The sequence below is a fragment of the Sphingomonas psychrotolerans genome (assembly GCF_002796605.1).
Classification (GTDB): Bacteria; Pseudomonadota; Alphaproteobacteria; order Sphingomonadales; family Sphingomonadaceae; genus Sphingomonas; species Sphingomonas psychrotolerans.
In genome coordinates this window covers 144,703-171,351 of the sequence record NZ_CP024923.1, presented here as the reverse complement: position 1 = coordinate 171,351, position 26,649 = coordinate 144,703, and the positions used below count along the sequence as shown (strand labels likewise).

Sequence of the window (26,649 nt, the reverse complement as noted above, 5' to 3'; positions counted from 1 at the left end):
GGTCGCGCCAATCCAGGACAAGAAAGAAGCCGTGCGCGCGCTCAGACGCGGAGAAGATGTGCAAGTTACAACCAGGCAAGCATCTATTGCGGCCCAACGGGCTGCCTCCGGAACCAAGCGCGTGCCGATCGACAAAAAGGGACACGACCTAACAGATGGCTCCGGCGCGCGGGGAAAGCCGCATGCGCATTCCGCACCTCAAAATGGTTCTCATTCCTTCTGGGATCTGTCCCCTCTGATCGCCGGAGGAATATATGTTTTGGACAAGGTGGGTGAGGTTCTGGATGCGGCCGACCCCTTCAACCATGGTGGGCTTAGCGTGTGCCAAGAGCTATATCGTTGCGATGGTTCGGGAAGGGAACGGTCTCGGGAGGAGCGGGCGGCTACTCGGCTCGAAGCGGAGCAAGAGGCTCGCGAGGAAGCCCGCAAGCGTAGACGAAGCGGCGCCCATTAAGAGAGGATTTCGGTGCTATTCAGGGTCATCATAGATTGTTCACTCAAGATCGACGACAGCGAGGGGTTTATTAACGCCCAATTTGTCGATGTGCCAAATGAAAAGGATGCAGAGCGTAAAGCAATTTTGGCAGTTATGTCATTAATGTTGGTCAAGAATTTCTCAGAACAAGACATAGGTAGGGCTGAGTTCAGGGTGGATAGCGTGGAGCCTTTTGATGGCGTTCCGGAAGGAGACTATCAAAAGGCATTTGCATACTATCGAACGTAGCTGGTGTGGATACCTATCGAACGTAGCTGGTGTGGATACACTTGATCCTGCGGCGCTTGCACTGCGGGCTGGCTATGAGTTGGTTGCTTGACACCGGATTGCCCTCGCTAACGCCAATACCTTAACTGACTCTGGCGGTGCTGACCGGACTGTCAGTGAGGCCAATAAGAACGATGGCTCGTCCTCAGGTCCAGATCGTGCAGTGCCCGGAACCGGCAGAAGGGTGGGAGACGTCCGACCTGTCGAAGTCGTCGACCGGCGTGGCTACCAGTTCGCAAAAGACTGGAGCCCGCAAGCTGGCGACGTTCGTCGCATGGGCCTTGCTCTGCTCACGCTGACCGGCTGGACAGTCTAACCGGTATATTGATGACCGCTTTTAAGAGCAGCTGTTCCGCCCTGCAACGACCCCAAGTGCGCGTTAGCGGACTGACGGCCTTCTGTCTCCAGGCCACAGGGGAGTTTGCGAGGCTCCAAGGTGCGTTGGCCATCCGTGACCGAGATCGCGGCCAAGAAAGTCCGAAGACATTCCACCAAATCGTGGAATGGAAATGGGACCGTCAGTGGGACCGAAATCCCCCCACTGAGAAGTTTCCTTCGATATCAGTCGGATAGAATGAGGAAGTGGCGGAGAGGGTGGGATTCGAACCCACGGTACCCGTGAGGGCACGCCGCATTTCGAGTGCGGTACATTCGACCACTCTGCCACCTCTCCGCGAGGTCTTTGATGTCGTTTGTCGGGGTTTCCGACGAGCGCCACCGGTCGATGAGGGCGGGCCATTAGCGCAATGAATCGAGCCCCGCAAGCGCGGTGCTTGTACCGCGCTGCATAAGCATTAAATTATTGGCATGCCGCGTCAGCCAGTATCCAGCCTTCCCCTCGAAGCCGCCGTCCCGATGCCGCCGGTCTCTTCCGCGCGTTTCGCGATCGGCGATATCGTGCGGCACCGGCTGTTCGATTTCCGCGGGGTGGTCTTCGACGTCGATCCGGTCTTCGCCAATTCCGACGAATGGTATGACGCGATCCCGGAGAATGCCCGTCCGCGCAAGGACCAGCCCTTCTACCACCTGCTCGCCGAAAATTCGGACTCGAGCTACATCGCTTATGTCAGCCAGCAGAACCTCGTCGTCGACGACACCGACGAGCCGGTCGACCACCCCGCGATCAGCGGCCTGTTCGAGCATTATGCCGGCGGCCGCTACAAGCTGAAGCCCCACCACCGGCACTAGGACCGCGGCGGACTGCGCTCGCTTTTTGCGCCCCCCTCCCGTTTACGGGAGGGGTCGGGGGAGGGGCTTGGCCGCTGGCTGTATCGCGCTCGGGGCGTCCCCCCTAACCCCTCCCGCAAGCGGGAGGGGAACGTTCGCGTCAGAAGGTGAAGGCGATCCGCGAATAGACGAAGCGTCCGTTGAACCCGAACGGCGAGAAGGACGAATAAGGCAGGAAATAATTGTTGTTGCCGTACACCCCGCCTGCCGGTGCCTTGGTCGGATAGACGTCGAACACATTGTCCGCGCCCACCGCCAGCTGCACGCCGGGCAACGCCTGAACACGCAGCTCGACGTCGGTGATCCATTTCGGCTCGAGCCAGTAATCGGCGACACCCTGCCCCGCCGGGATCGTCAGAGCGGTCGAGCTGCCGGTCGAGAGCACCCGGCCATAGCGGTTGGTGCGCACCGTCAGCCCGACCGGATCCGCATCCCAATCGAGCGACACATTGATCTTGTCGCGCGGCTGGCCGTCGGTGAGGCGGAGCGATTCCGAACGGCCGAACACGATCAGGCCCGGCAGCGACGGCAGCGAGGCGCGATCGATGATTTTGGTCTGGTTGTGGTTATACCCCGCGGACAGTGTGAACCGCCCCGCCCCGAACTCGGGCACCTTGTACGTCGCCACAACATCGACGCCCTGCGTCCGCGTATCGACGCCGTTGACGAAGAACCGCGCCGAGGTCGCGTTGGTGATCCCCGCGCCGGTGAGCAATGCGACGACCGCCGCGCCGCTCAGCGATTCGCTCAGCACCACACGATCGCGGATCTTGATGTTGTAATAGTCGGCGGTGAGGGTGAGCCCGGGCACCAGCGAGAAGACCACGCCCGCGCCGAGATTGGTCGACTTCTCGGGCTCCAGATCCTTCGCGCCGAGCGCCCGCGAAACCGGATCGGAAACCGCGAAAGTGCCGGTCTCGATCAGATTGCCGCCGGTGAACACGGTCGAGGTCGCAGTGAAATATTGCTGGGCGAGGCTCGGCGCGCGGAAGCCGGTCGAGACCGAGCCGCGGATCGCGATGCCCTCCACCGGCTCGAGCCGCGCGGCGATCTTGCCGTTCCACGTATCGCCAAAGTCCGAATAATGCTCGTAGCGCCCGGCAAGCTGGACCGAGAAGAAGTCGGTCACGTCGGCATCGGCCTCGGCATAGCCGGCCCAGCTGTTGCGCGACACGTCGGTCGCGTTGTTCGGGCGGAAGCCGGGGAACACCTGCGATCCGCCTGCGGCGTTGAACGGCGCCGCCGAAAACGGTCCGTTGACGTAGCTGGCGACGTCGCCCGCGACGATCTTGTAATTCTCGTTGCGATATTCGCCGCCGAACGCGATGCCGAACGATTGCAGCCCGGCAAAGTCGAACTTCCGGCTGAGGTCGAGATTGACCACGGTCTGCCCCGAACGCAGCCCGCCCGCATAGAAATTGCGCGGGCTGTTCGCCGCGCCGAGCGAGACGTTGACGCTGTTGGTCACTTTATAATCGAGCTGGTTCGAACCATAGACCACCGAGAGATCGCCGGTGAAGCCGCCGACATCGCCGCGAATGCCGACCGCGCCCGAGACGTCCTCGACCTCGGTGGCGATGTACGGCAGATACCCGTCGGCATAGATCGGCACGAAGCTCGTGGTCGAAGCCGACCAGTCGCGATTGCGCACATCGTTGGCACGGCGATAGAAGCCGCCGCCCGAGGCATCGCGGATGCCGTAGCTGCCGAATGCGTAGAGCTCGAATCCGCCGCCGAATTCGTAGCCGGCATTGGCGAACAGATTATAGTCGATCGCCTCGCCGTCGCCGTAGCGATGGGTGAAGCGGTCGATCGTCAGTTCGCGCGGATCGCCGGCGGTGAGATATTGCCGCCGAGGATCGGCGCCCGAGCGATTGGTCGGGTCGCGGTCGCGGAATTGGGCGGTGAGGTTGAGATAGCCTCCCGCGCCCACCGGCAGCCCGAAATTGGTCGCCAGGGTCAGCGTGTCGCCGTCGTGGCGCTCGCGCTCGCCGCCGGTATTGAGCTGGAGGATGTCGTTGTTGGTGCCGCCCGGGGTGAGCACCGTCGGGATCCCGCCGGTATTGGCCACACCGGTCACGTCCGACACGCCGTCCATAGAGGTCAGATATTTGCCATAGGTGATGCTGGCGCGCACGCCCTCGCTGCGGCGCAGCCGGAGGTTGATCACCCCGGCGATCGCATCCGAACCGTAAAGCGACGACGCACCATCGCGCAGGATCTCGACCCGGTCGATCGCGATCGCCGGTATCTCGTTGAGATCGACGGCCGACGAGCCGCGGCCGACCGAACCGTTGAGGTTGAGCAGCGCCGACTGGTGCCGGCGCTTGCCGTTGACCAGCACCAGCACCTGATCGGGCGCGAGGCCGCGCAAGGTCGCCGGACGCTGCGAATCGGTGCCGTCGACCAGCGACGGCTGAGGGAAATTGAACGAGGGCACCAGATCGCGGAGCACGCGGTTGGTCTCGGTCGCGCCCGACCTGGTCAGCGCCTCGCCGCCGATCACGTCGACAGGGACCGGGCTGTCGGCGACGCTGCGCTCGGCAACGCGCGAGCCGGTGACGACGATATCCTCGCCGGCCGCTTCTTCAGCCACAGGATCCGCGGTCTGCGCGGCCGCCGAAGTTGCGAAGGCGACGAACGAAATGCCCGCAAGAAGCGGGGAAATACGTGAAAACATGGGCTACTCTCCTGGAAGCCTCAGGTACAACCTACCCTGATTCCAGCAACATGCTCCGCAATCGCCTCGGAACGAACCCGAAACCTCCTCCGGATCGGTATAGATTTTCTTGTCGCCACGGCCGGTGTCACAGTGACGTCAAACATCAAAGAATCGCCTGCGCGGCGGTTGACTTCCACACCCTCTTCCCTTAGCTGCGCCCTTCCTCCTGCCGAGGCATTCCTTGGCGGGCACATGCTTTTGTTAGAGAAGAGACCCATGTTCGCTATCGTGCGCACGGGCGGCAAGCAGTATCGCGTAGCCGCCGGAGACAAGATCGTCGTCGAGAAGCTCGAGGGTGAGGCGGGTTCGTCGATCTCGCTGACCGACATCCTGCTCGCCGGCGAAGGCTCGGACCTGCAGTCGGTCGAGGGACTGACCGTCTCGGCCGAAATCGTCGCGCAGGCGAAGGCGGACAAGGTTATCGTCTTCAAGAAGCGCCGTCGGCACAATTATCGCCGCAAGAACGGCCATCGCCAGAACCACACGATCCTGAAGATCACCGCGATCGGTGCGCAGGAAGAGAAGAAGAAGCCTGCGAAGGCAAAGAAGGCCGATGCTGCTCCCGCCCCGGCGGAAGCTCCGGCTGCCGAAGCCTGATCGCAAGACACGAGGAGTATAGCAAATGGCACATAAGAAAGCAGGCGGCTCTTCGCGCAACGGTCGCGATTCGGCAGGCCGTCGTCTCGGCGTCAAGAAGTTCGGCAGCGAAGCCGTGATCGCGGGCAACATCATCGTGCGCCAGCGCGGCACCAAGATCTATCCGGGCGTGAATGTCGGCATGGGCAAGGATCATACCCTGTTTGCGCTTACCGACGGCCGCGTGTCGTTCAAGGTCGGCAAGCTCGGCCGCAAATTCTGTTCGGTAGACATGATTGCGGAAGCAGCCGAATAACATCGGGTAACCGGACGGGTTGCCCACCAGGGTGACCCGGGTCCGGCGAACGGACCAGCTGAAAAGGGAGACGGGTCACCCCGGCTCCCTTTTTTATTGCTCCCTCGAAATGCGACTGCAAACTGGCTGTCACAGTGACACGTCAGGGGCACCGCTAGACCGAGGAGACTGGTCATGTTCGTGCGTACGCAAAGATTGACGTTACGGCCCGGCTGGCGCGAGGATGCCGCCGAGCTCGCCCGCGCGATCGGGCATGAAAGCGTGGTGCGCAATCTCGCCCGCGCGCCTTGGCCCTATACGATCGAGGCGGCCGAAACCTTCGCGGCGGGCTTCGGGGAGCCGCTGGAGCCCAAGTTCCTGATCTTCGAGCATCAGGGCGGCGGAGTGCGGCTGATCGGAGTCGCCAGTATCGGACCGTTCGAGGATGAACCGCATGAGTTCGGCTATTGGATAACGCCCGATGCCTGGGGGCGCGGCTATGCCACGGAGGCCGGCGCGGCCGTGCTGCGCGCAGCACGTGCGGTCGGAATTCGGCACGTCGGCGCGGGGCATTTCCTCGACAACCCGGCCTCGGGACGCGTTCTGCGCAAGCTCGGCTTCCGCCCCACCGGGCGGGGGACCCAGGTCTATTCGCGCGGCCGCGGCGCCCCGGTGCCGTCGGCCCGCTTCGAAATCGATCTCGCCGATACCGGAGCGGTCGACAATGATCCGCGAGCCCGCATGGCGGCGTGATCCGTCACGCCGCCAGGATCGCCAGCCCGGACGCGTCCCGATCGCGAATAGCATTGCGCATTCCGCGCTTTCGCCGCCGCGCGTCGTCGCCTAAGCCGGGGTCTCCCCAAGGCAAGAGTGCTTTTCCGTTGATGGCTTCCAGTGCACGCAAGCGCCTGTCTCCCGAAGAATCACGCGACGCAGCGATCGAGGCCGCGCGCGCGCTGTTGCTCGAAGCCGGTCCGCAAGCCGTCACGCTGAAGGCAGTCGCGGCGCGGATCGGCCGCACCCACGCCAATTTGCTTCACCATTTCGGCTCGGCCGCCGGGCTGCAGAAATCGCTCGCCGCGAACATTGCCTACACCGTCACTGCCGAGATCGGCGCCGCGGTGCTGCGCGCCCGGAGCGGCGATCACGATCCGCACGAAGTCGTCGACCTGACCTTCGACGCCTTCGGCAAAGGCGGCGCCGGTGCGCTGGCGAGTTGGATGATCCTCAACGGCAACGAGGATGCGCTCGACCCGATCCTCGAGGCCATCCACCGGCTGGTCGACGAGATCAGTGCCGACGATGGCATCGATCCCCAGCTCCTGCGCGAAGAGACTCTCCAGCTCACGCTGATGGCCTTGGGCGACGCGCTGCTCGGCGGCCCGATGGCCCGCGCGCTCGACCTGCCGCGCGAGCGTGCGCGTGAGATCGCCGTGGGGCAGCTCCGTCAGTCGGTCGCGAACGGGGGCTAGGAAGCCTCCTCTCCCTGCTTACAGGGAGAGGAATTTCGACGAATCTCAGGCCGCCTGCTGGGCCGCCCGTCGCGCCTCATACTCAACCGCCTCGCTCACCGCGCGCGCCAGCGAGGCCATGGTGAACGGTTTCCGCAGCACCGCGCGCCCGCCGAACAGCTCGGGATCGGCCTCGCCTGCGAAACCGGTGACGAACAGCACCGCAACCCCGTCCAGCCGTTCGCCGAGTCCGGCGATCATCTCGGGCCCGGTTTGTCCGGGCATCAGCACGTCGGAGATGATCAGGTCGAGCGCCGACATCCTCGCGACCGCCGCGGGCGCCTCCAGCGGATCGGGGCACGACGTCACTCGATGCCCGAGCTCGTGCAACGCACCGACGGTCGCCCCCAGCACGCGCGGATCGTCTTCGACGACGAGGATGTCGAAGCTGCGCATCGGAACAGGCTCCTCGGCTGCTGCGATCGGCACCGCGGATTCGGCCGTGGCGCTCGCCGGCTCACCGACGTGGCGCGGCAGATACACCTTCACCGTCGTGCCCTTGCCAGGTGCGGTGTCGATGGCGATCTCGCCGCCCGACTGACGGACGAAGCCGAAGATCTGGCTGAGCCCGAGCCCCGTCCCCTTGCCCACCGGCTTGGTGGTGAAGAACGGCTCGAACACGCGATCTGCGACTTCGGGCGACATGCCGCAGCCCGTATCGGTCACGCTGATCGTGACATAATCCCCTGCCGGACATTCGCCGACCTCCTCGGCCTCGAGCGTGCTGCCGCCGGTGGCGATCGTCAGCGTCCCACGCCCTTCCATCGCGTCGCGCGCGTTGACCGCGAGGTTGAGCAACGCGTTCTCCAGCTGGTGGCGATCGACCCACACCGTCCAGCCGACGCCCGCGTCGCGCGTCCGGACCTTGATCGTGTCGCCCAATGTCCGGTCGAGCAGATCGGACATGCCGGCGATCAACCCCCCGGCCTCGACCGGCTCGGGCAGCAAGGGTTCGGAGCGCGAGAAAGCGAGCAGCCGGCGGGTCAGCGCCGCGGCGCGGTTGGCGCCCTCCATCGCATTCTCGATATGCTGCTGCGCGTCGGGGCCGCCATTGTGCAGATGCCGCTTGGCGAGTTCGAGTCCACCTAGAACGACCGCCAGCATATTGTTGAAATCATGCGCAATTCCGCCAGTCAGCTGGCCTACCGCTTCCATCTTCTGGACTTGGCGAAGCTGCGCCTCGGCGTGCGCGCGCTCATGCGCTTCGGCACGCAGGTCGGCGGTCGCGGCATCGACGGCCAACTGGAGTTCGGCGGCGCGCTCGCGCTGCGCGGTCGCTTCCGCGTCTGCAGCGGCGCGTTCGCCCTCGGCGGCGATCGCGAGCCAGCCGAGCAGTACGGCGCCGACCACGATCATCACCCCGAACAAAGTCAGGATCCGCGAGGCGAAGCTCGAATTGTCGATCAAATCGCCGGCGGCGCGTGTCCGGTCGCGCAACAGCACGCGCTCGGCATCTACGACCCGGGCGAGCAATGCCTCCATATGCTGCCGCGCCGGGCTCTGCCGCACGCGGTAATAGGCGCCCCAGGCATCGTTGTGCCGCTTGTAGGTCGAATAAAGCGCGGTTTCCGCCAGTTCGCGGCCCCGCGCCTCGAATGCCCGCCGCAGCTGGGCGATCTGCGCCTGTTGGCGCGGGCTGTCGCGCGTGAGCTGCTGGAGCCGGGTGAGTTGCTCGGCGGCGCGCGCCCATTGCTCCGAATATTGTTGCCCCAGCGTTTTGTCTGCACTGACCACATACCGCCCGAGCGCGGCTTCGGCCGTGGATACCGCGCCCGAAAGCTGGTTGGCGCGGATCACGACCTCATAGGTGTGTTGCTGCCGCGCAACGGCGCGGTCGCGTTCATTGTCGGCACGCTGCTGGAGTACGATGATCGCAGCGAGCACGCCGAGCCCGAGCAGGGCCAGCAGCCCGAGCAGCAAGATGCGCCAGTTCGTCACGCGACGAACGCGCTCCAGCGCAATGCCCTGCCCCTCACTCATATAATTGAATTTAGGGCGGCTTTGCAGTGGAAGGAAGCTAATCCTTTCCGCTCAGCTTATCGCACCCACGCTTTGACCCGCAACGCGGAACATTCTCAGGATTCGTTCCACCTGGTCACTGCTATGTTCGGCGCAAAGCGAGCAGCGCAGCAGATAGGTGCCCGCCGGGGTTGCGGGCGGGCGGGCCATGTTGACGTAGAGTCCGCCGTCCAGCAGCACCTGCCACATCGCGACTGCCTGCTCCTGATCTTCGAGGATCACTGCGATGATCGCGCTGTCCGGCGTCTCGGTGCCGAGCTTGAAGCCCATTTGCTTGAGGCCGCCGTGCAGCGTCCGGGCGTTTTCCCACAGATGCTGGCGCTTGTTGTGGGCGAACCGGAGCTTGCGGATCGACGCCGCGGCGGTGGCGACCACCGAAGGCGGCAGCGACGCCGTGAAGATATAGGCCCGGCACGCCAGCCGGATCGCTTCGAATTTGGGATGGTTCGACACGCAGAAGCCGCCGACCGTGCCGACCGATTTGGAGAAGGTCCCGACGATGAAATCGACGTCGCCCTCGCATCCCTGCGCCTCGTATACGCCGCGCCCGTTAGGGCCGAAAAACCCCATGGAATGCGCCTCGTCGCTGAGCACCATCGCCCCGTGCCTCTTGGCCACGGCTACCATTTCCTTGAGCGGCGCGACGTCGCCGAGCATCGAATAGACGCCCTCGAGCACCACCAGTTTCCCCGCGTCCTTCGGCAGCCGGCCAAGCCTTTTGTCGAGATCGGCGATGTCGTTGTGGCGGAAGCGGACGATCTCGGCATTGCCCTGCTTGCAGCCGTCATAGATCGACGCATGGCTGTCGGCGTCGAGGATGACGTACTCGCCCTTCCCCGCCAGCGTCGAGATCATGCCGAGATTGGCCATGTAGCCGGTCGAGAACACGATCGCGCCGGTGGTGCCGTAGAATTCGCGGAGCGCCTCCTCGACTTCGACATGGTCGCGGAAAGTGCCGTTGAGCATCCGGCTGCCGTTGGTCCCCGAGCCGAACTGGTCGAGCGCATCCTTGCCGGCCTGGATCACGTCCGGGTCGAAGGTCATGCCCATATAATTGTAAGTGCCGAGCAGGATCGTATCCCTGCCCTGGATCACGGCCTCGGTCGGCGATTTCACCTGATCCATCACGATCGCGAAGGGATCGGTGACGCCGCTGTCGAGCAGTGCCTGGCGTTCGGCGATGAGCCCGTCGAACTTGGACATCAGGTCGCGCTCGGGAGCCACTGCCTCAGGATTCTCGGGAAGCGCGTCGGCGGTCTGGATCGCGTCGGTCATGTCAGGCCTTCAGTTTCTGCACCGCATCGACGAGCTGGCCGACAGTCTCGATCTCGGCCTGCATGTTCATCGTGATCAGGATGTCGAACTCGTCCTCGACCGCCGCGACGAAATCCATCACGGTCAGGCTGTCCCATTCCAGATCGCCAGCGAAGGTCGTGCTGTCGGTGAGCGCGACGCCCTTCTTGTTGAACGGTTCGATCTGGGCTTTGACAGTCTCGAAAACTTCGGCGCGGTCGCTCACGGTCGTTCCTCGGCAAGTGGAGCTATGCCGCCTGCCAAGCAAATGCGGCAGGCGTGGGGCGCGCCTATAGCAGCCCTTGACGGCGTTGCCATGCCGGACTTGCCTCTCCTCTCCCCGGAGAAGGCTGTGGTGACCCGGAGAGGATTCGAACCTCCGACCTCTCGATTAGGAATCGCTTGCTCTATCCTGCTGAGCTACCGGGCCACGCCGCCGCTGGTACCCAGCGCGGTGTTCAGGGTCAATTGCGCCGCTCGGGCGGCACCACCGGCACGAGCAAAGGTGCAACCGGCACGCCCTCGTCCACCAGTTCCTGCGCCTGCTCGGGCGTGGCCTGGCCGTGGATCTGCGCGGTCGGCTCCTCCCCCAGATGCATCGCACGCGCCTTGTCGACAAAGGCAGCGCCGACCCATCGCGACGTTTCGAGCATCTTCGCCTGCGCCGAGGCGATCATCTCCATCGCCGCCTTGATCACTTCGGGTGGCGGCGCATCAGCCGAAGGTGCCGGTGCCGGAGCGCGCTGATTGCCCTTGGCACCGACATTGGGCGCCATCACCGCCTTGGCGACATCACCGCTGCCGCAGATCGGGCATCCCACCAGCCCGCTCGCGCGCTGCGCCTCCCAGGCCGCGCTCGAGCCGAACCACGCCTCGAAGACATGCCCGCCGCCGCATTTGAGGTCAAAGACGATCACAGCCTTTCCACCGGCGGGATCGCGCGGCGATGGCGAAGCACCGGCACGCGGCTGCGCGCCGCCTCGGTCCGTGCCGGGTCGATCTCGGCAAACCCCACGCCGGCGGGCTCGCCCATGTCGAGCAGCAATTCGCCCCACGGATCTGCGACCAGCGAATGGCCCCAGGTCGCGCGGCCGTCCTCGTGCATTCCGGTCTGTGCCGCCGCGATCACGAACGCCGCCGCCTCGATTGCCCGCGCCCGCAGCAGTACGTGCCAGTGCGCCGCGCCGGTCGGCCGGGTAAATGCCGCCGGCACCGCCAATAACGTCGCGCCGGCATCGCTCAGCGAACGGAACAGGTCGGGAAAGCGCAGATCATAGCAGATCGCGAGCCCGAGTATCCCGAGCGGGGTCTGCACCGTCACAGCGCGCTCGCCCGGCGCATAGCTGTTCGATTCGCGCCAGCTCTCGCCGGTCGGCAAGTCGACGTCAAAGAGGTGCATCTTGTCGTAGCGCGCCCGGATCGCGCCCGAATCGTCGATCACGAAGCCGCGATTGGCGAGCCTGCCGTCCTCGCGCAGCACCGCGAGGCTGCCGAGATGCACCCACAGCCCATGCTTCACCGCCGCCTCGCGCACTGCCGCGAGCACGCGATCCTCATCCTCGTGCACCAATGATCCCGCCGCGCGGTCGCGATCCCGGTCGAGCAACCCCGACATTTCCGGGGTGAACAGCATCGCCGCCCCGCCCGCTTTCGCCTGCTCCACGCCGCCGACCAGCATACGGGCATTCGCCGCGGGATCGATCCCGCTGGTCATCTGGAGCAGCGCTGCCCTCATGCGGTCAGCAGCGGATCGAGCCCGCCTTGATGGTCGAGCGCGGCAAGATCGTCCGATCCGCCGATATGCTTGTCGTCGATGAAGATTTGCGGAACCGTGGTGCGGCCATTGGCGCGCTGGATCATCTCCTGGCGTCGCGGCCCGCCCATGGTGATGTCGATCTCTTCATACTCTACCTGCTTGGAATCGAGCAGCGCCTTGGCGCGGGTGCAATAAGGACAGAATGCCTTGGTGTAGATTTCGATCTTGGCCATTGGTGCCTCGAATTGTGGACCCGGGGGCGCTTGTCAATCCAGCGCCTCGTCTCCGAGAACGCGCGCCCAGCACAGAAGGATCACTTTGGCCGCCCCGCCGCGCTTGAGTACCCGCGCGCAGGCCGCCGCGGTCGCGCCGCTGGTATGCACATCGTCGATCAGCACCACGGTCTTGCCGGCCAATTTTGGCTTCGCATCACTCGCCAGCGCGAACGCCCCCGCCACCGCCTTTGCCCGGCCCCGCGGACCCAGCCCGCGCAGCACCGGCGTCGCCTTCACTCGCCGCAGCAGCTCGACATTGGCGGGCACTCGGGTGGCGCGGGACAAGGCGCCGGCGATCAGCGCGGCCTGATTGAACCCGCGCGACCAGATCCGCCAGCGGTGCAGCGGCACCGGCACCAGCAGATCGGCCCCCTCCGGCATCAGCCGCGCCATCGCGCGCGCCATGGTCTCGGCGCAGGCCAGCTTCCCCGAATATTTTAGCTTGAGCGCCACCTCGCGCGCGACATCGCCATACGCCACCGCCGCGCGCACGCCGTCATGCGGCGGGGGATCGGCGAGACACTCCCCGCAAAGCGCGCCCTCGCCGCGATCGAACTCGAACGGCAGCTGGCAGCCCGCGCACCAGGGCGGACCGAGGAAGCGCAGGCTCCCCCAGCAGCGCGCGCAGAAGCGATGGGGCGCCGCAATGACTTCGCCGCAGCCCGGGCAGCGCGGCGGCAGCGCAAGGTCGGCGAGCCGTGCAAGGGAAGCGAGCGCAGCCATGCCGCTCCTTGTCGCGGGCGCAGCCACGCGGCACAAGCCGCACGTGCCCGACTCCGAAACACCCTCCGAAATCTTCTCCCGCGCGCTCCGCCGCCGCCGCCGCGATCGCGCCGCGCCCGGTTTTGCCGGCTTTTCGTTCCTGCGCGAACATATGCTCGACGGCCTGCTCGAGCGGCTCGACGGCGTAAAGCGCGATTTCCGTGACGTGCTCGATCTCGGCAGCTTTGCCGGCGACCTGCACATTCCCGGCGCGCGCATCGCCCGGCTCGATGCCGGGTTCGGGTTCGCGCGCGCGGCGGGCGGAGTACAGGCCGACGAAGATCGCCTGCCCTTCGCCGACGCCGCATTCGATCTGGTGATCTCTGTCGGCGTGCTCGATCAGGTCAACGACGTGCCAGGCGCACTCGCGCTCGCACGGCGGATACTGCGCCCCGACGGGCTGTTCCTCGCTGCCTTTGCCGGTGCCGGCACGCTCGCCACGTTGCGCGGCTGTCTGCGCGAAGCCGAGACCGTGCGCCCTGCCGCCCGCTTCCACCCGCAGATCGACGTTCGCGCCGGCGGCGATCTGCTCAGCCGCGCCGGCTTCGCCTTGCCGGTGTCCGACGTCGAGACTTTGGTGGTGCGCTATGCCGGACTGCCCAATCTGCTGCGCGACCTGCGCGGCATGGCCGCGACCAACCTGCTTCCCAACCCTGCGCCGCTCACTCGCGACACCCTCGTCCGTGCATCGGCGGCCTTCGCCGATCGTGCCGAACCAGACGGCCGCACCCCCGAACGCTTCGAGATCGTCTATCTCACCGGCTGGGCGCCCGATCCTTCGCAGCCCAAGGCCGCGCGTCGGGGCAGTGCCACAGCCTCGCTCGCCGACGCGCTGAAGCCGAAGCGGCCGGACTAGAGCAGCCGCTCCAGCGCATCGACCAGCGGCACGTCCGCCGGGGGCATCGCCAGCGTCCGCATCTCCGCCGGGCGCACCCATTGCAGCGCGCTGGCATGCCGCGGTTCGGGAGTCCCTGCCCATTCATGCGCCACATAGAGCAGCAGCAGCAAATGCCGTTCGCCCAGCCCCTCGCTGGCGAAGGCGATCGGAGCCAGCGCCCCGGTTGCAACGTCGATCCCCAGTTCCTCGGCGAGTTCGCGCACCAAAGCCACCTCGGGCACTTCGCCCGCCTCGACCTTGCCGCCGGGGAATTCCCACAGCCCCGCCATCGGCTTACCCGGCGGGCGCTGCTGGACCAGCACGCGTCCTTCACGGTCGACGAGCGCGACCGCCACCACCAGCAATAGCCCGGATATCTCGATCGACACTTCGTTAACGCTCCTCGTTTATCTCCGCCAAATCCTGTGGGGGAGAAGCGGGCGTGATGCGAGCCCTTGTGAAGACGATCCACCGCCTCGCCGGCAATACGAAGGCGGCCACGGCAATCGAATATGGCCTGATCTGCGCACTGATCGTGCTTGCCATCATGGCAGCATTGGTCGCGCTCGGCTCAGTGACCAGCGAGATGTGGAACAGTGTCAGCAGCAAGGTGCAGACCGCCGGCTAAACATCGTTAATGGCTACGTAATTGTCCGATTTAGCCGTTTCTTTACTTCCCTTCCCTAAGGTTGTTGATGCCGTACCGGATCTCCGGGCCGGCCGGGTGAATGAAGTACTTCCTGAACGTTGGAGACCGGTTATGCAGAAGATTCGCAACTTCGTTAAGAATTCCAAGGGCGCCACCGCAATCGAGTACGGCCTTATCGCCGCTCTCATCGCCGTCGCCGCGATCGCCGCGATGCAGGGTCTGGGCAATCAGCTCAACAAGACCTTCAGCAACGTCACGTCGAACATGAAGGCTACCTAGGACTTTCTGGTCCAAGGACACGAAGGGCGGCGGAACTCGGTTCCGCCGCCCTTTTTGATTCCGGTCGCCACCAGGCGCACGGGGATATCTTCATTTTTCGTTGATTATTGTTCCGCATATGAAACGAGACTCGCGCAGAGGCGCCGGTCGCGATTTCTGTGGGAGAGTATCGATGATCCGCAAGTTTCTGAAGAACACCAAGGGCGCCACTGCGATCGAATATGGTCTGATCGCCGCGCTGATCGCCGTTGCCGCAATCGCAGCGATGCAGGGTCTGGGCAATCAGCTCAACAAGACCTTCAGCAACGTCACGTCGAACATGAAGGCAGAATAGGCCTCCTTGTCTGAAACTATGAAAAGGGCAGCGGAACTTCGGTTCCGCCGCCCTTTTTCTTGCTCGATCTAGGGGTAAGTTCAGATCCGCCCCATCGCCAGGAATTTGGCGCGCCGCGCCTGCCGCAGCGCCTCCGGCGGGAGGCCGTCAAAGCCGTCCAGCGCCGCCTCCACTGCGTCGCCCAGCGTCCGCACCGCCAGGCCGGGATCGCGGTGTGCGCCGCCCAGCGGCTCGGGGATGATGCCGTCGATCACCTTGAGCTCCTTCAGATGCTGCGCCGTCACCTTCATCGCTTCGGCGGCATCGGAAGCCTTGTCGGCGGTGCGCCACAGGATCGAGGCGCAGCCTTCGGGGGAGATCACCGAATAGACCGCATGCTCCATCATCAGCACCTGGTTGCCCGCCGCCAGCGCCACCGCCCCGCCCGAGCCGCCCTCGCCGAGGATCGTCGCCACCAGAGGCACGCCGAGGTTGAGGCACATTTCGGTCGAGCGCGCGATCGCTTCGGCCTGGCCGCGCTCCTCGGCCTGTACCCCGGGAAACGCGCCCGAAGTGTCTACCAAGGTGATCACCGGCAGCCGGAACTTGTCGGCGAGCCGCATCAGCCGGATCGCCTTGCGATAGCCCTCTGGCTTGCCCATGCCGAAATTGTGCTTGAGCCGACTCGCGGTGTCGTCGCCTTTTTCGTGGCCGATCACCATCACCCGGCGCCCGCGAAAGCGCCCCAGCCCGCCGATGATCGCATTGTCGTCGGCAAACGCGCGGTCGCCGCCCAGCGGCATGAAGTCTTCGATCAGCCCCGCGACATAATGTTTGAAGTGCGGCCGCTCGGGATGCCGCGCGACCTGCGTCTTCTGCCACGGCGTCAGCTTCGCATAGGTGTCCTGCAGCAGTCGCTCGGCCTTGGCCTGCAGCGGCGCGATCTCCGCGTCGATGTCCACCGCGCCGCCCTCGGCGGTGCGGCGCAGTTCGTCGATCCGGCTCTGCAGCTCGGCGATCGGTTTCTCGAAGTCGAGGAAGGTTGCCATCGTTGCGCGGCTAGCCCCGCCGCTCGGTCACGTCAACGCGTGCCGATGTCCAATCCTCCCCGGCCAAAGGGAGGATCATTTCCCCTTCCGCCCCAGCGCCTCGCCCAGTGGATGCCGCTCGTTCACCAGATCGACCAGCCGTTTGCTGTCGACATGCGTATAGATCTCGGTCGTCGCGATATCGGCATGGCCCAGCATCGCCTGCAACGCGCGCAGATCGGCCCCGCCTTCGAGCAGGTGCGTCGCAAAGGCATGACGCAGCACGTGCGGGCTCACCCGATCGGGCGGAATCCCCGCCTCCGCCGCCAGCGCCCGGACGAGCTGATAGAGCCGCACCCGCGAGAGATGCGCCTTGCCCGAAGGAAACAGCCACGGCCGGCCGGTTGCGACATGCTCGCGCCACGCCGCCACAGCCGCGCGCGCGCGATCCGAAATCGGCACCAGCCGCTCGCGCCCGCCTTTGCCCTTCAGAATCAGATACGGCCGGTCCGGCGCCACGGCGTTGCGCGGAAGCGACACCAATTCGGTCGCGCGCAGCCCGGATCCGTAGAGCAGTTCGATCAACGCCGCGAGCCGCAGGTCGAGCGGGTCGGCGGGCACCCGCGCCTGCCGCGCCGCGATCGCCGCGAACATCGCGTCGACATCGTCGGTGCTCAATATCTTGGGCAATGCCCGCGTCGTGCCTGGCCGGGGCAGCGCGGCGCCCGGATCGTCCTTGCGCAGCCCCTCATCGGCCAGAAAGGCGAAGAAGCGCCGCAGCGCCGCCGCCTTGCGCGCCACCGTCGAGCGCGCCAGCGCCTGCCATTCCCCGGCCACCTTCTCGAGCTCGCGCGCCCCGGCGTCGCCGAGCCGCCCGTCGAGCGTCGCCGAAGCCAGCCGCAAGTCGGTGCCGTATGCCGCGACGGTGTTCGCCGCCGCGCCGGCTTCCGCTCGCATCATTTCCAGAAAGCGCTCGATCAGCGCGCGGTCGTCGGCTCGGCTCAAGCCGACCGCGTGACCGCCTCGACGGCGATCATCCGCGCATAATTGCCCATCCCCGCCGCGCGCATCGCCGCGACGATGTGGAACAACGCCTCGGGGGAGACATAGTCCCAGCTGAGCGATTGCATGCCGACCCCGGCAAGCAAAGCCACCGTCGCCGCGTCGCCGCGCTGCCCGGCCGCATCGATCGCCTGCGTCCACGCATTCGCCCCGCCGATCTGCACGTCCAGCGCGGCCGCGGCATTCTGCGCCTCTCCCGCGCTCAACTTGCCGAGCCCGGCCAGCCCGGCGGCCAGCATCTGCGCCTTGCGCCGCGATCCGCCCTCGGCAAAGCCGGTGACGTCGCCGGCCGCGACGCTCGCGCCGCCCGGATCGGCGAGCGCGAGCAGCGCCCAGCCCTCGCTGCCACGCTTGGCCACGCCGCGCCATTCGAGCGCCGCCGCCTCATAGCCGGATGACAACATCGACGCGATCAGCCGGTCCGCATCCTCGACCTTGTCGCTCGCGGGGATCCACGCGGCCGCACGTGCAGTGAGAATCAGCCGGGCATAACGAGTGCGCGGCGTGTTCGCCGCATCCCACAAAGTGCGCAGCGCCTTGATCCGGTTGCCGACATTGCCGTCGGTATAGGCGGTGCGCAGATCGCGCGCGACGGTCTGGGCATCGCCGCTGTCTCCGCCCTGCTCGATCTCCGAATAGAGGTCGACCAGCCCCGCGTTCGAGAAGACGCCCGCTGTAGCGGCGAGCTCGGCCGCAGGCGCGCGCGCCACAGGGTCGAGATTGGGCGCGAGCGCCTGCCAATAGCGCACTTGCGGTCCCGCGGTCTGGTAGAGATCGGCCGGCACCTCGACTCCCGTCGCGGTCGCCAGTCCCCAACGCCACGCCGTCAGCTGGCGCACCGGGTTCCACTCGATCGTAACGGCACGACGCCCCTGCGCACCGGTGCCGAGCACCTTCTCGGCGAGCAGATTGTCGATATCCGACGGGCTGCTCCCCGAACGCGCGCGGTTGAAAGCTTGTCCCGCCTCGTTCGGCTTGCCGGCAAGCCCCGTGCACATCGCCTGCGCCAGCGCCCAGCCGCGCTGCGCGATCGCCGCCGCGCCCTTGTCGGCGATCGGGCAGAGCGCTGCCGGATCGCCATTGGCCAGCGCCGCCTGCATCGCAACCTGATAGAGCCAGGTCGTGTAATTGTCGGTGTCGACGTCGTCGATCACGGCGCGCGCGGCATTCGCTTCGCCCATCCGCAGCAGCGCCCAGGCGCGATCGGCGGCGAAATCGGCGCCGTTCACGCCTGCCGGCGTATCGAGCGGCGACATCAGCGCGCGCCGCAATACGATCGATGCCCAGCGCGACGCGATCGGCGCGTCCATCCGCCGCATCAGGACCTGCAGGAAACGCCCGTCGGCGCCTCCGAACGAATCCGCCGGGAACGCCGCATTGCCGGCCGCGAATGCGCCCACGCGATCGAGCGAATGTCTGGCGAATTCGGGCAGTTCGTATCTGGAAAGGTCGATCGCGACCTGCTCCTGAACACCTTCGGCAGCGTTGCCCGGTTCCGCGTCGGCGGGCAGCGTGACGCCGTCGACCGGCGCCCCCGGCGGGGCCACGCGCGTCGGCGCAGGCGCCGGACCTGGCGCAGGCGCGGGCGTCGGCGCCGGATCGTCGAACCCCGGCGGCAGCAGCGATTCGGGCGTATCCTGCCCCAGCGCGGGCATCCCCACGCCGGCGAGCAGCAGCGCCGCAAACCCGATCCGCGAAACCTTAGTTCGTGAGGTTATCAAGCGGGACCACCTTCTCCATGCGGACCGGTTCCTTCTCGGTGTTGCGCGTCGAGAGGAATATGATTCCGCCCACCAGCACGAGGAGGACGACAATGAGCGCGACGAGCGATCGGGACATGGAATGGTCCAAAAATTGAGAATATCGCGGGCCTTTTGCCCGAGACCCGCCCTCGCTGTATAGCCCCCCGACGATGTTGCAAGCGCATGTCCAAGACTGGCCCTGGAAGGGCAAGCCGATCGTGCTGGTCGGGCTGATGGGTGCGGGCAAGACGACGGTCGGCCGTCGTCTTGCCCAGCGCCTGCGGCTGCCCTTCGTCGATGCCGATCACGAGATCGAGGCCGCGGCGGGGATGAGCATCTCCGATATTTTCGAGAAGTTCGGCGAACCCTATTTCCGCGACGGGGAGCGCCGCGTCATCGCCCGGCTGATCGACGGCACGCCCAAGGTAATCGCCACCGGCGGCGGCGCCTTCATCAACGACGACACCCGTGGGTTGATCCTCGATCAGGCGATCGCGATCTGGCTCGATGCCGAGCCCGCGGTGCTCGCCGACCGCGTCCGCCGCCGCGACACCCGCCCGCTGCTCCGCGGTCGCGATCCCGAGGAGATCCTCGCCGAACTGGCAGCGATAAGAAATCCTTTCTATGCGCTCGCCCCGATCCGCGTGCAGAGCGTGGTGGCTCCGCACGACACCACCGTCGATGAAATCCTGAAGGCGATCCGCACTTGAACACCGTTCCCGTCGCGCTTGGCGACCGCAGCTACGACGTCCGCATCGAAGCCGGACTGCTCGCCCGTGCCGGCAAAGCGCTCGCCCCGCTCGCCGGCGGACGGACGGTGCCGATCGTGACCGACGGCAACGTCCTGCCGCATCTCGCCACGCTGCAGGCCAGCCTCACCGAGGAAGGCATCGCCAGCGAGGCGATCGTCCTCCCGCCAGGCGAATCGACCAAAAGCTGGACCCAGCTCGAGGCGCTGACCGATCGACTGCTCGAACTCGGCGTCGAACGCAGCGACCATGTCATCGCATTGGGCGGCGGCGTGATCGGCGATCTCGTCGGCTTCGCCACGTCGATCCTCAAGCGCGGCTGCAACTTCGTCCAGATCCCCACCACCCTGCTCGCCCAGGTCGACAGCTCGGTCGGCGGCAAGACAGCGATCAACAGCCGCGCCGGCAAGAATTTGATCGGCGCCTTCCACCAGCCCGCACTCGTGCTGATCGACCCGCAAGTGCTCGACACGTTGCCCCCGCGCCAGCTCCGCGCCGGCTATGCCGAAGTCGTCAAATACGGCCTGATCGACGATTTCGCCTTCTTCGAATGGTGCGAGGGCAATGCCGCGGCGTTGCTCGCCGGCGACCCGCAGGCGCGCGAACATGCAATCTCCCACTCGGTAGGCGCCAAAGCCCGCATCGTCGGCGAGGACGAGCGCGAAACCACCGGCAAGCGCGCATTGCTCAATCTCGGCCACACCTTCGGCCACGCGCTCGAGGCCGAGACCGGCTTTTCCGACAAGCTGCTCCACGGCGAAGGCGTCGCCGCCGGCATGGCGCTGGCCTTCGCATATTCGGCGCACCGGGGCCTCTGCTCCGGCCAGGAAGCCGAACGCGTCGCGGCGCATCTCCGCGCGATCGGCCTCCCCGACAGCCTCGCCGCCGCCGGCATCACCGCTTCGGGGGCGCGGCTGGTCGAACACATGCTCCACGACAAGAAGATGGCCGCCGGTACCCTTCCCTTCCTGCTCGCCCGCGGGATCGGCCAGACCTTCCTCGACAAGACGGTCGACCTGGGCGACGTCGCCACCTTCCTCGACGCGCAAAACGCCCGGCCCCGCTAGCGGGAGCGCGCCGGCCTTGCCCGACGCAGGGGCCGCGTGGTCCGCAATTGCGGTTGTTCCCTTCCTGTTCCTGCGCTAGCATCGCGGCATGGCGAAGCCGAAAAAGCGTTATGTCTGCCAGGCCTGCGGGTCGGTGTCGTCGCAATGGGCGGGGCAGTGCGCCGATTGTGGCGACTGGAACACCCTGGTCGAGGATGGCGGCGGCGTGGTGACGCCTTTCCAGGCGAAGCACAATCTTCAGTCGGGCGGACGCGCGATCCAGTTGGTCGGGCTCGATACCGACATCGCCTTGCCCGAGCGGACCGGCACAGGGATCGCCGAGCTCGACCGCGCGCTGGGCGGCGGTTTCGTCGAGGGGAGTGCGACCTTGATCGGCGGCGATCCGGGAATCGGCAAGTCGACCTTGCTGCTCCAGGCCGCGGCGCTGATCGCGCGGCGCGGGCTGCAGGTCGCCTATGTCTCGGGCGAGGAAGCGGCGGACCAGGTGCGGCTGCGCGCGCGGCGGCTGGGGCTGGGCGACGCCCCGGTGCAACTCGCCGCGGCGACTTCGGTGCGCGATATCCTGACCACCTTGGGCCAGGGACCCGCGCCCGCCCTGGTGGTGATCGATTCGATCCAGACGATGCACTCGGACCTGATCGAAGGCGCGCCCGGGACAGTGAGCCAGGTGCGGGCAAGCGCGCAGGAACTGATCCGCTTCGCCAAGGAGCGCGGGACCGCTCTGGTGCTGGTCGGGCACGTCACCAAGGACGGCAGCATCGCCGGGCCGCGCGTGCTAGAGCATATGGTCGATACCGTGCTGGCGTTCGAGGGCGAGCGCAGCCACCAATATCGCATCCTGCGCGCGGTCAAGAACCGCTTCGGCGGCACCGACGAGATCGGCGTGTTCGCAATGCAGGCCGAGGGGCTGAGCGAAGTCGGCAATCCCTCGTCCTTGTTCCTCACCCACCGCGACGAGAATATGAGCGGGACGATCGTCTTCCCCGCGCTCGAAGGGACGCGCCCGGTGCTCGTCGAGATCCAGGCGTTGACCGTGCGGTTGGCGAGCGGGGCGACGCCGCGGCGCGCGGTGGTCGGCTGGGACAGCGGCCGGCTGGCGATGATCCTCGCGGTGCTCGAGGCCCGTTGCGGACTGAGCTTCTCGTCCTGCGAAGTCTATCTCAACGTATCGGGCGGCTACCGGGTGCAGGACCCCGCGGCGGATCTCGCGGTGGCGGCGGCTCTGGTCTCCGCGCTGGCCGAGCGGCCGATGCCGGCGGACGCGATCGCGTTCGGCGAAGTGGCGCTGTCGGGCGAGGTGCGGCCGGTCGCGCACGGTGCGCTGCGGTGCAAGGAGGCGGCCAAGCTCGGGTTCGGGCGCGCGCTGGCCCCCGCGGCGCAGGCCGATACCGGCGGGCTGCAATTGGCGGGTTTCAAGTCGCTGGGGGCATTCGTGGACCATCTGCTCGGGCGGTGAGCCCCATCTACGTATATTTCCGGTTTGTTTCAGATCGCATCGCGTGCATGATCGGCGGTGCCGGGGGAGGACTCGGCACCGGAGCGGCTTGGATCCCTCTTCGCCGCTCCGGTTCGTCTTGTCCGATAATCCGCTTCCAATGTTGGATTTCGTCTGGGATAGAATCGTCGATGGCGCGATTTGCACCCTTCCAGAACCGGGTGAGGTTCCGGGGCTTTTGGGGCGCCGCGCCGCCAAGCGTCGCGCACGAAAATTACGCGATGCAGCGCGTTTCCGCAAACTGAGTCAATTTAGCGGTCCTGGCGAAGATGCCGGACTCGACGACAATGATCGCCATCGGCAGGGCTACCAATTCCCCGCGTCCGACCGCACAATGCCGGCATGAAGCAATCGACAGCAATCACGATCGCCACCGGCGTGGCCGCTGCCGCCATTGGCAGCATCTTCCTCTATTCGCGTGCGACGCGGCCCCCGGTGATCAACCCGGAGGTGCCCGAGCCGGCCAGGCCGGTCGAGCTCGCCCGCTATCTCGGCAAATGGTTCGAGATCGCGCGGCACGAGAACCGCTTCCAGAAGGGCCTCGACGCGGTGACCGCCGAATATGCGCTGGACGAGGACGGGCGAATCCGCATCGTCAACAGCGGCTCTCAAAGCGGGCAGCAGGGCGCAAGCAGCTCGGTCGAGGGGCGCGCGATCGTTGCCGACGAGACGACCAACGCCAAGCTCAGGGTGTCGTTCTTCGGGCCGCTCTACACGGGCGACTATTGGGTGCTCGATCACGGCGACGAATATGACTGGTCGATCGTCGGCGAGCCGAGCGGACGCTATCTCTGGGTACTGAGCCGCGAGGCCAGGCCGGCGCCCGCAATGGCCGAGACGCTGCTCAAGCGCGTCGAGGCGCTCGGCTACGATCGCTGGGCGCTGCGGATCACGCGGCAGGGCTAGGGACCCACATTAGACGCCTTCCGCAACGCCCGACAGCCGACTATCAGGACGGCGGGAGGGACGCATTTCATGTCGTTGACTGGTCTCGATATCGTGGTGCTGCTCGCGATCGGCGGGGCGGCGGTGCTCGGGTTCATCCGCGGGTTCGTGACCGAAGTGCTCGCGCTCGGCGCGTGGCTCGCGGTGGTGCTGGTGCTCAAGCTGTTCCACAGCCCGCTCGCCGAGTTCATGGCGTCGGCAGTGGGGACGGCGCAGGGCGGCGCGGTGCTCGCCTTCGCGATCCTTTCCGGCGCCACCTATTTCGCCGGGCGGATGATCGCCAACACCATCGGCGCGCGGATGCGCGACAGCTTTTTGGGACCGATCGATCGCGCGCTGGGCTTCGGCTTCGGCGCGCTCAAGGGGCTGGTGCTGGTCAGCGTCGGCTTCCTGCTGCTCGTCCTCGTATTTGACACCGTCGGCGGCGGACCCGACGGGCGGCCCGATTGGATCACCCACTCGACCACCTATCCTTTGCTCGACAAATCTAGCGCGACGGTAGCCGATTTCGTCGATCGGCGAAGGAAGGGCGAGCCGGTGTTCGGCGGGAACGAGGCCGAGCCCGAAGGGAATACGGCGAACTAGAATCCTCCCCCGCAAGGGGTAGGATTTATAGGGTCGCATCCTTGGCCGGGGTTCCCTAAGTCGAGAGCGGAATGAATGCGCCGCTCTACAACACCCAGATTCTCCGGCTCGCCGCAGAGATCCCCTTCCACGAACGGCTGGCCGATCCTGCCGCGAGCGTCGAGAAGCGCTCGCCGGTGTGCGGCAGCCGTATCACCGTCGATATCGAACTCGACGCCGACGGCCGGGTCGCGGCGGTGGGGATGCTGGTGCGGGCGTGTGCGCTGGGCCAGGCTTCCGCCTCGCTGATGGGCGCGCATGTCGTCGGGCGTAGCGCGGAGGAACTCGCCGCGGCGCGGGACCAGCTGACCGCGTGGCTGGCCGGCGAGCGCGATGCGCCGCCCGACTGGCCGGGAATGGAGATCTTCGCGCCCGCCCTCGCGCATCGCGGGCGCCATGCCTCGATCCGCCTCGCCTTCGAGGCTGCGGCCGAGGCCGCGGCCGAGGCGCGGCGTTGATGGAGGAGCATTCGGGCCTCTCGCTGCTCCACGACGGCGTGCCGCTGCTTGGCTTCGCCTTGATTTTCGTGCTGATCTTCCGACGGCTCGGGCTGGGTGCCACGTTGGGCTTCCTCGTCGCCGGCGCGGTCGTCGGTCCGCAAGGTCTCGGGCTGGTCGGCGACGCCGAGAGCAAGCTGGGCATCGCCGAACTCGGCATCGCGCTGCTGCTTTTCCTCGTCGGGCTCGAGCTGAGCCCGTCGCGGCTGTGGCGGATGCGGCGCGACATCTTCGGACTCGGCCTGATGCAGGTGAGCCTGTGCGGGCTCGCCGTCTCGGGGATCGTGTGGGCCGCCGCGCACAGCTCGCTGGCGGCCGCACTAGCACTCGGGCTTCCGCTTGCGCTCTCCTCGACCGCGCAGGTGCTGCCGCTGCTCCAATCGGCAGGTCGGCTGCGCACGCCGTTCGGCGAGCGCGCCTTTGCGATCCTGCTGTTCCAGGACCTGTCGATCGTCCCTTTGATCACGATCGTCGCAGCGATGTCGCGCAATCCCGCCGACCTCAACGGACCCCCGGGCTGGCTGCTCGCGGCCTATACGGTCGGCGCGATCGTCGGGCTGATCCTCGCCGGGCGTTATCTGTTGCGGCCGCTGTTCCGGCTGATCGGCAATCTCGGCGAGCGCGAGATGTTCGTGTTCGCAGGGCTGTTCACGGTGATCGCGAGCGCGGCGATCATGGAGATGCTCGGGCTCTCGGCGGCCTTGGGGGCGTTCATCGCCGGCGTGATGCTGGCGGATTCCCCCTATCGCCACGAGCTCGAGGCCGATGTCGAGCCGTTCCGCGCGATCCTGCTCGGGCTGTTCTTCCTGGCAGTGGGAATGACGCTCGACCTCCATGCCATTGCCGAGCGCCCATTGTTCGTCGCAGGCATGGCGCTGGCGCTGATCGCGACCAAGGCGGCGCTGATCATGGGGCTGGCGCTGCTGTTCGGGATGAAACGGCGGTCGGCCTTCGCGCTGGGCGTGCTGCTCAGCCAAGGCGGCGAGTTCGGCTTCGTGCTGTTCGCCCAGGCCCAATCGGCGATGCTGATCACCGGCGAGGCGGCGAGCATCTTCGGGGCGATCGTGACCTTGTCGATGGCGACCACGCCCTTCCTGATGATGGCGACCAAAAGGCTGCGCGCCGAACCGGAGCCGAGTTCGGACGGGATGGACGGGCCCCAAGAAGAGGGCTCGAACGCCGTGGTGGTCGGCTATGGCCGCTTCGGCCAGACCGTGGCGCAGATGTTGATCGGGCAAGGCATCCCGGTGACGATCGTCGACACCGATGTGGAGATGATCGAGACCGCCAACAGCTTCGGGATGAAGGTCTATTATGGCGACGGCACGCGGACCGACATCCTGCGCCAGGCCGGCGCCGCCGACGCCGAATTGCTGATGTTCTGCCAGGATGGCGACGGGCTCGACACCGAGGCGCTGGAGGGCATCCATCACGCCTTCCCCAAGGCGACGATCTTCGTGCGCGCTTATGACCGGCGCAGCGTGATGAAGATGAAGGGCGCGCCGATCGCGGGCGCAGTGCGCGAGCTGCTCGAGAGCGCGATCGTCATGGCGCGGCGCGCGATGAGCGCGGTCGGCGTGACGCAGCAGGAGATCGACAAGACCGAGGCCGAATATCGCCGGCGCGATTTCGAACGGCTCAAGCTGCAGCGCGAGACCGGCGACATCCGCGCCGGGATCGACGGAATGCTCACCCATGCCTCCCAGGCCGCGGCGGCGGAAGCCGATCTGGAGCGCAAATGAAGAATCGGCCCTTTCGCGAGCGGATGGGATTCGCGTTCGAGGGCATCCGTACCGGCTGGCGGCGCGAGGCAAGTTTTCGAACGCAGACCATATTGGCGGGCGTTGCCCTGCTCGCGCTGATCCTGCTGCGCCCGGCGCCGATCTGGTGGGGGCTGGTGGCAGTGACTTGCGCGCTGGTGCTTGCGCTGGAACTGCTCAATTCGGCGATGGAGGCAGTGATCGATCTGCTGCACCCCGACATCCATCCCTCGATCAAAGTGGCGAAGGACATGCTGGCCGGCGCGGTACTGGCGATCAGCATCGCCGCAGTCATAGTGGGATTCGCGATGGTGATCGCGACGGGGCCACGCTTTCTCGCGGAGATCGGGCTGTGAAATTGGT

Annotated in this window: 32 protein-coding genes and 2 tRNA genes; 19 read left to right on the top strand and 15 right to left on the bottom strand. The window is 66.3% G+C overall.

The window, feature by feature from the left end; genetic code table 11:
- The first annotated feature begins 466 nt into the window (after nucleotides 1–466).
- Complete coding sequence (locus CVN68_RS00785) at nucleotides 467–724, top strand: hypothetical protein (RefSeq protein ID WP_100280516.1); 258 nt, start codon at nucleotides 467–469, stop codon at nucleotides 722–724.
- Nucleotides 725–1,346: 622 nt separating this feature from the next.
- Here CVN68_RS00785 and CVN68_RS00780 read toward each other — a convergent pair.
- Nucleotides 1,347–1,436: transfer RNA gene (locus CVN68_RS00780), tRNA-Ser, on the bottom strand.
- A 134-nt stretch (nucleotides 1,437–1,570) separates the two neighbouring features.
- On the opposite strand from CVN68_RS00780, the gene hspQ reads away from it, so the two are divergent.
- Nucleotides 1,571–1,951: a heat shock protein HspQ gene (hspQ, locus tag CVN68_RS00775; RefSeq protein ID WP_100280515.1), complete on the top strand. Its 381-nt coding sequence runs from the start codon at nucleotides 1,571–1,573 to the stop codon at nucleotides 1,949–1,951.
- Nucleotides 1,952–2,090: 139 nt separating this feature from the next.
- Here the strand turns inward: hspQ and CVN68_RS00770 are convergent, their stop codons facing one another.
- A complete protein-coding gene (locus CVN68_RS00770) occupies nucleotides 2,091–4,670 on the bottom strand; it encodes a TonB-dependent receptor plug domain-containing protein (protein ID WP_100280514.1) in 2,580 nt (859 codons plus the stop codon).
- A 258-nt stretch (nucleotides 4,671–4,928) separates the two neighbouring features.
- On the opposite strand from CVN68_RS00770, the gene rplU reads away from it, so the two are divergent.
- From rplU to CVN68_RS00750, 4 genes are all read left to right on the top strand, one after another.
- Nucleotides 4,929–5,309, top strand: a complete 381-nt coding sequence (gene rplU, locus CVN68_RS00765; RefSeq protein WP_100280513.1) for a 50S ribosomal protein L21 — start codon at nucleotides 4,929–4,931, stop codon at nucleotides 5,307–5,309.
- A gap of 25 nt (nucleotides 5,310–5,334) precedes the next feature.
- Nucleotides 5,335–5,604, top strand: a complete 270-nt coding sequence (gene rpmA / locus CVN68_RS00760; protein ID WP_029935354.1) for a 50S ribosomal protein L27 — start codon at nucleotides 5,335–5,337, stop codon at nucleotides 5,602–5,604.
- 174 nt (nucleotides 5,605–5,778) lie between these two features.
- Nucleotides 5,779–6,336, top strand: a complete 558-nt coding sequence (locus CVN68_RS00755; protein WP_199560169.1) for a GNAT family N-acetyltransferase — start codon at nucleotides 5,779–5,781, stop codon at nucleotides 6,334–6,336.
- A 131-nt stretch (nucleotides 6,337–6,467) separates the two neighbouring features.
- Nucleotides 6,468–7,055: a TetR/AcrR family transcriptional regulator gene (locus CVN68_RS00750; RefSeq protein WP_100280512.1), complete on the top strand. Its 588-nt coding sequence runs from the start codon at nucleotides 6,468–6,470 to the stop codon at nucleotides 7,053–7,055.
- Nucleotides 7,056–7,100: 45 nt separating this feature from the next.
- On the opposite strand, the gene CVN68_RS00745 is transcribed toward CVN68_RS00750, so the two are convergent.
- The 8 genes from CVN68_RS00745 to CVN68_RS00710 form a co-directional block, all read right to left on the bottom strand.
- A complete protein-coding gene (locus tag CVN68_RS00745) occupies nucleotides 7,101–9,074 on the bottom strand; it encodes an ATP-binding protein (protein WP_100280511.1) in 1,974 nt (657 codons plus the stop codon).
- Between the two features lie 51 nt (nucleotides 9,075–9,125).
- Nucleotides 9,126–10,388: a serine palmitoyltransferase gene (gene spt / locus CVN68_RS00740; protein WP_100280510.1), complete on the bottom strand. Its 1,263-nt coding sequence runs from the start codon at nucleotides 10,386–10,388 to the stop codon at nucleotides 9,126–9,128.
- A gap of 1 nt (nucleotide 10,389) precedes the next feature.
- Nucleotides 10,390–10,632 carry an acyl carrier protein gene (locus tag CVN68_RS00735; protein WP_100280509.1) on the bottom strand — a complete coding sequence of 81 codons (243 nt, stop codon included), beginning with the start codon at nucleotides 10,630–10,632 and terminating at the stop codon, nucleotides 10,390–10,392.
- Between the two features lie 127 nt (nucleotides 10,633–10,759).
- Nucleotides 10,760–10,836, bottom strand: a tRNA-Arg gene (locus CVN68_RS00730).
- Nucleotides 10,837–10,870: 34 nt separating this feature from the next.
- The gene (locus CVN68_RS00725) at nucleotides 10,871–11,323 is read right to left on the bottom strand and encodes a DUF1178 family protein (RefSeq protein ID WP_100280508.1); all 453 of its coding nucleotides are present in this window, start codon (nucleotides 11,321–11,323) and stop codon (nucleotides 10,871–10,873) included.
- Complete coding sequence (locus tag CVN68_RS00720; RefSeq protein WP_100280507.1) at nucleotides 11,320–12,141, bottom strand: carbon-nitrogen hydrolase family protein; 822 nt, start codon at nucleotides 12,139–12,141, stop codon at nucleotides 11,320–11,322. The genes CVN68_RS00725 and CVN68_RS00720 overlap by 4 nt, the downstream gene beginning before the upstream one ends.
- A complete protein-coding gene (gene grxC, locus CVN68_RS00715) occupies nucleotides 12,138–12,395 on the bottom strand; it encodes a glutaredoxin 3 (RefSeq protein ID WP_100280506.1) in 258 nt (85 codons plus the stop codon). The genes CVN68_RS00720 and grxC overlap by 4 nt, the downstream gene beginning before the upstream one ends.
- Before the next feature lie 33 nt (nucleotides 12,396–12,428).
- Nucleotides 12,429–13,160 carry a ComF family protein gene (locus CVN68_RS00710; protein WP_100280505.1) on the bottom strand — a complete coding sequence of 244 codons (732 nt, stop codon included), beginning with the start codon at nucleotides 13,158–13,160 and terminating at the stop codon, nucleotides 12,429–12,431.
- On the opposite strand from CVN68_RS00710, the gene CVN68_RS00705 reads away from it, so the two are divergent.
- Complete coding sequence (locus CVN68_RS00705; protein ID WP_100280504.1) at nucleotides 13,159–14,055, top strand: class I SAM-dependent methyltransferase; 897 nt, start codon at nucleotides 13,159–13,161, stop codon at nucleotides 14,053–14,055. The genes CVN68_RS00710 and CVN68_RS00705 overlap by 2 nt on opposite strands.
- Here CVN68_RS00705 and CVN68_RS00700 read toward each other — a convergent pair.
- Nucleotides 14,052–14,459 (bottom strand): (deoxy)nucleoside triphosphate pyrophosphohydrolase, encoded by a 408-nt coding sequence (locus CVN68_RS00700; RefSeq protein ID WP_100284133.1) that lies wholly within the window; start codon nucleotides 14,457–14,459, stop codon nucleotides 14,052–14,054. The two genes, CVN68_RS00705 and CVN68_RS00700, sit on opposite strands and share 4 nt — an antisense overlap.
- A gap of 62 nt (nucleotides 14,460–14,521) precedes the next feature.
- On the opposite strand from CVN68_RS00700, the gene CVN68_RS00695 reads away from it, so the two are divergent.
- From CVN68_RS00695 to CVN68_RS00685, 3 genes are all read left to right on the top strand, one after another.
- Entirely contained in the window at nucleotides 14,522–14,704 is a 183-nt protein-coding gene (locus tag CVN68_RS00695) for a Flp family type IVb pilin (RefSeq protein ID WP_100280503.1), read from the top strand.
- Between the two features lie 132 nt (nucleotides 14,705–14,836).
- The gene (locus tag CVN68_RS00690; protein ID WP_100280502.1) at nucleotides 14,837–15,004 is read left to right on the top strand and encodes a Flp family type IVb pilin; all 168 of its coding nucleotides are present in this window, start codon (nucleotides 14,837–14,839) and stop codon (nucleotides 15,002–15,004) included.
- Between the two features lie 172 nt (nucleotides 15,005–15,176).
- Entirely contained in the window at nucleotides 15,177–15,338 is a 162-nt protein-coding gene (locus CVN68_RS00685) for a Flp family type IVb pilin (RefSeq protein WP_100280501.1), read from the top strand.
- Nucleotides 15,339–15,418: 80 nt separating this feature from the next.
- On the opposite strand, the gene CVN68_RS00680 is transcribed toward CVN68_RS00685, so the two are convergent.
- The 4 genes from CVN68_RS00680 to CVN68_RS23545 all read right to left on the bottom strand — a co-directional run bounded on the left by CVN68_RS00680 (nucleotide 15,419) and on the right by CVN68_RS23545 (nucleotide 19,246).
- Nucleotides 15,419–16,366, bottom strand: a complete 948-nt coding sequence (locus CVN68_RS00680) for an acetyl-CoA carboxylase carboxyltransferase subunit alpha (protein WP_100280500.1) — start codon at nucleotides 16,364–16,366, stop codon at nucleotides 15,419–15,421.
- A 75-nt stretch (nucleotides 16,367–16,441) separates the two neighbouring features.
- On the bottom strand, nucleotides 16,442–17,305 hold the full coding sequence (locus tag CVN68_RS00675; RefSeq protein WP_100284131.1) for a tyrosine-type recombinase/integrase: 864 nt from the start codon (nucleotides 17,303–17,305) through the stop codon (nucleotides 16,442–16,444).
- 41 nt (nucleotides 17,306–17,346) lie between these two features.
- Nucleotides 17,347–19,062 (bottom strand): hypothetical protein, encoded by a 1,716-nt coding sequence (locus CVN68_RS00670; RefSeq protein ID WP_233503500.1) that lies wholly within the window; start codon nucleotides 19,060–19,062, stop codon nucleotides 17,347–17,349.
- 46 nt (nucleotides 19,063–19,108) lie between these two features.
- Complete coding sequence (locus CVN68_RS23545; RefSeq protein ID WP_199560168.1) at nucleotides 19,109–19,246, bottom strand: hypothetical protein; 138 nt, start codon at nucleotides 19,244–19,246, stop codon at nucleotides 19,109–19,111.
- A gap of 73 nt (nucleotides 19,247–19,319) precedes the next feature.
- Here CVN68_RS23545 and CVN68_RS00665 point away from each other — a divergent pair, with 73 nt between their 5' ends.
- The 9 genes from CVN68_RS00665 to CVN68_RS00630 all read left to right on the top strand — a co-directional run bounded on the left by CVN68_RS00665 (nucleotide 19,320) and on the right by CVN68_RS00630 (nucleotide 26,642).
- Nucleotides 19,320–19,859, top strand: a complete 540-nt coding sequence (locus CVN68_RS00665; RefSeq protein WP_100280499.1) for a shikimate kinase — start codon at nucleotides 19,320–19,322, stop codon at nucleotides 19,857–19,859.
- The gene (gene aroB, locus CVN68_RS00660) at nucleotides 19,856–20,965 is read left to right on the top strand and encodes a 3-dehydroquinate synthase (protein WP_100280498.1); all 1,110 of its coding nucleotides are present in this window, start codon (nucleotides 19,856–19,858) and stop codon (nucleotides 20,963–20,965) included. Before CVN68_RS00665 ends, aroB begins: the two co-directional genes overlap by 4 nt.
- Nucleotides 20,966–21,053: 88 nt before the next feature.
- Entirely contained in the window at nucleotides 21,054–22,421 is a 1,368-nt protein-coding gene (gene radA, locus CVN68_RS00655; protein WP_100280497.1) for a DNA repair protein RadA, read from the top strand.
- 139 nt (nucleotides 22,422–22,560) lie between these two features.
- Nucleotides 22,561–22,806, top strand: a complete 246-nt coding sequence (locus CVN68_RS22910; RefSeq protein WP_158298640.1) for a hypothetical protein — start codon at nucleotides 22,561–22,563, stop codon at nucleotides 22,804–22,806.
- Nucleotides 22,803–23,366, top strand: a complete 564-nt coding sequence (locus tag CVN68_RS00650; protein WP_100280496.1) for a lipocalin family protein — start codon at nucleotides 22,803–22,805, stop codon at nucleotides 23,364–23,366. Before CVN68_RS22910 ends, CVN68_RS00650 begins: the two co-directional genes overlap by 4 nt.
- A 69-nt stretch (nucleotides 23,367–23,435) precedes the next feature.
- On the top strand, nucleotides 23,436–23,990 hold the full coding sequence (locus CVN68_RS00645; RefSeq protein ID WP_100280495.1) for a CvpA family protein: 555 nt from the start codon (nucleotides 23,436–23,438) through the stop codon (nucleotides 23,988–23,990).
- Between the two features lie 71 nt (nucleotides 23,991–24,061).
- On the top strand, nucleotides 24,062–24,487 hold the full coding sequence (locus tag CVN68_RS00640; RefSeq protein WP_100280494.1) for an iron-sulfur cluster assembly scaffold protein: 426 nt from the start codon (nucleotides 24,062–24,064) through the stop codon (nucleotides 24,485–24,487).
- Nucleotides 24,487–26,268, top strand: coding sequence for a cation:proton antiporter domain-containing protein (locus CVN68_RS00635; protein WP_100284130.1), 1,782 nt, complete (start codon nucleotides 24,487–24,489; stop codon nucleotides 26,266–26,268). The genes CVN68_RS00640 and CVN68_RS00635 overlap by 1 nt, the downstream gene beginning before the upstream one ends.
- Nucleotides 26,265–26,642, top strand: coding sequence for a diacylglycerol kinase (locus CVN68_RS00630; RefSeq protein WP_100280493.1), 378 nt, complete (start codon nucleotides 26,265–26,267; stop codon nucleotides 26,640–26,642). The genes CVN68_RS00635 and CVN68_RS00630 overlap by 4 nt, the downstream gene beginning before the upstream one ends.
- Nucleotides 26,643–26,649 lie beyond the last annotated feature (7 nt).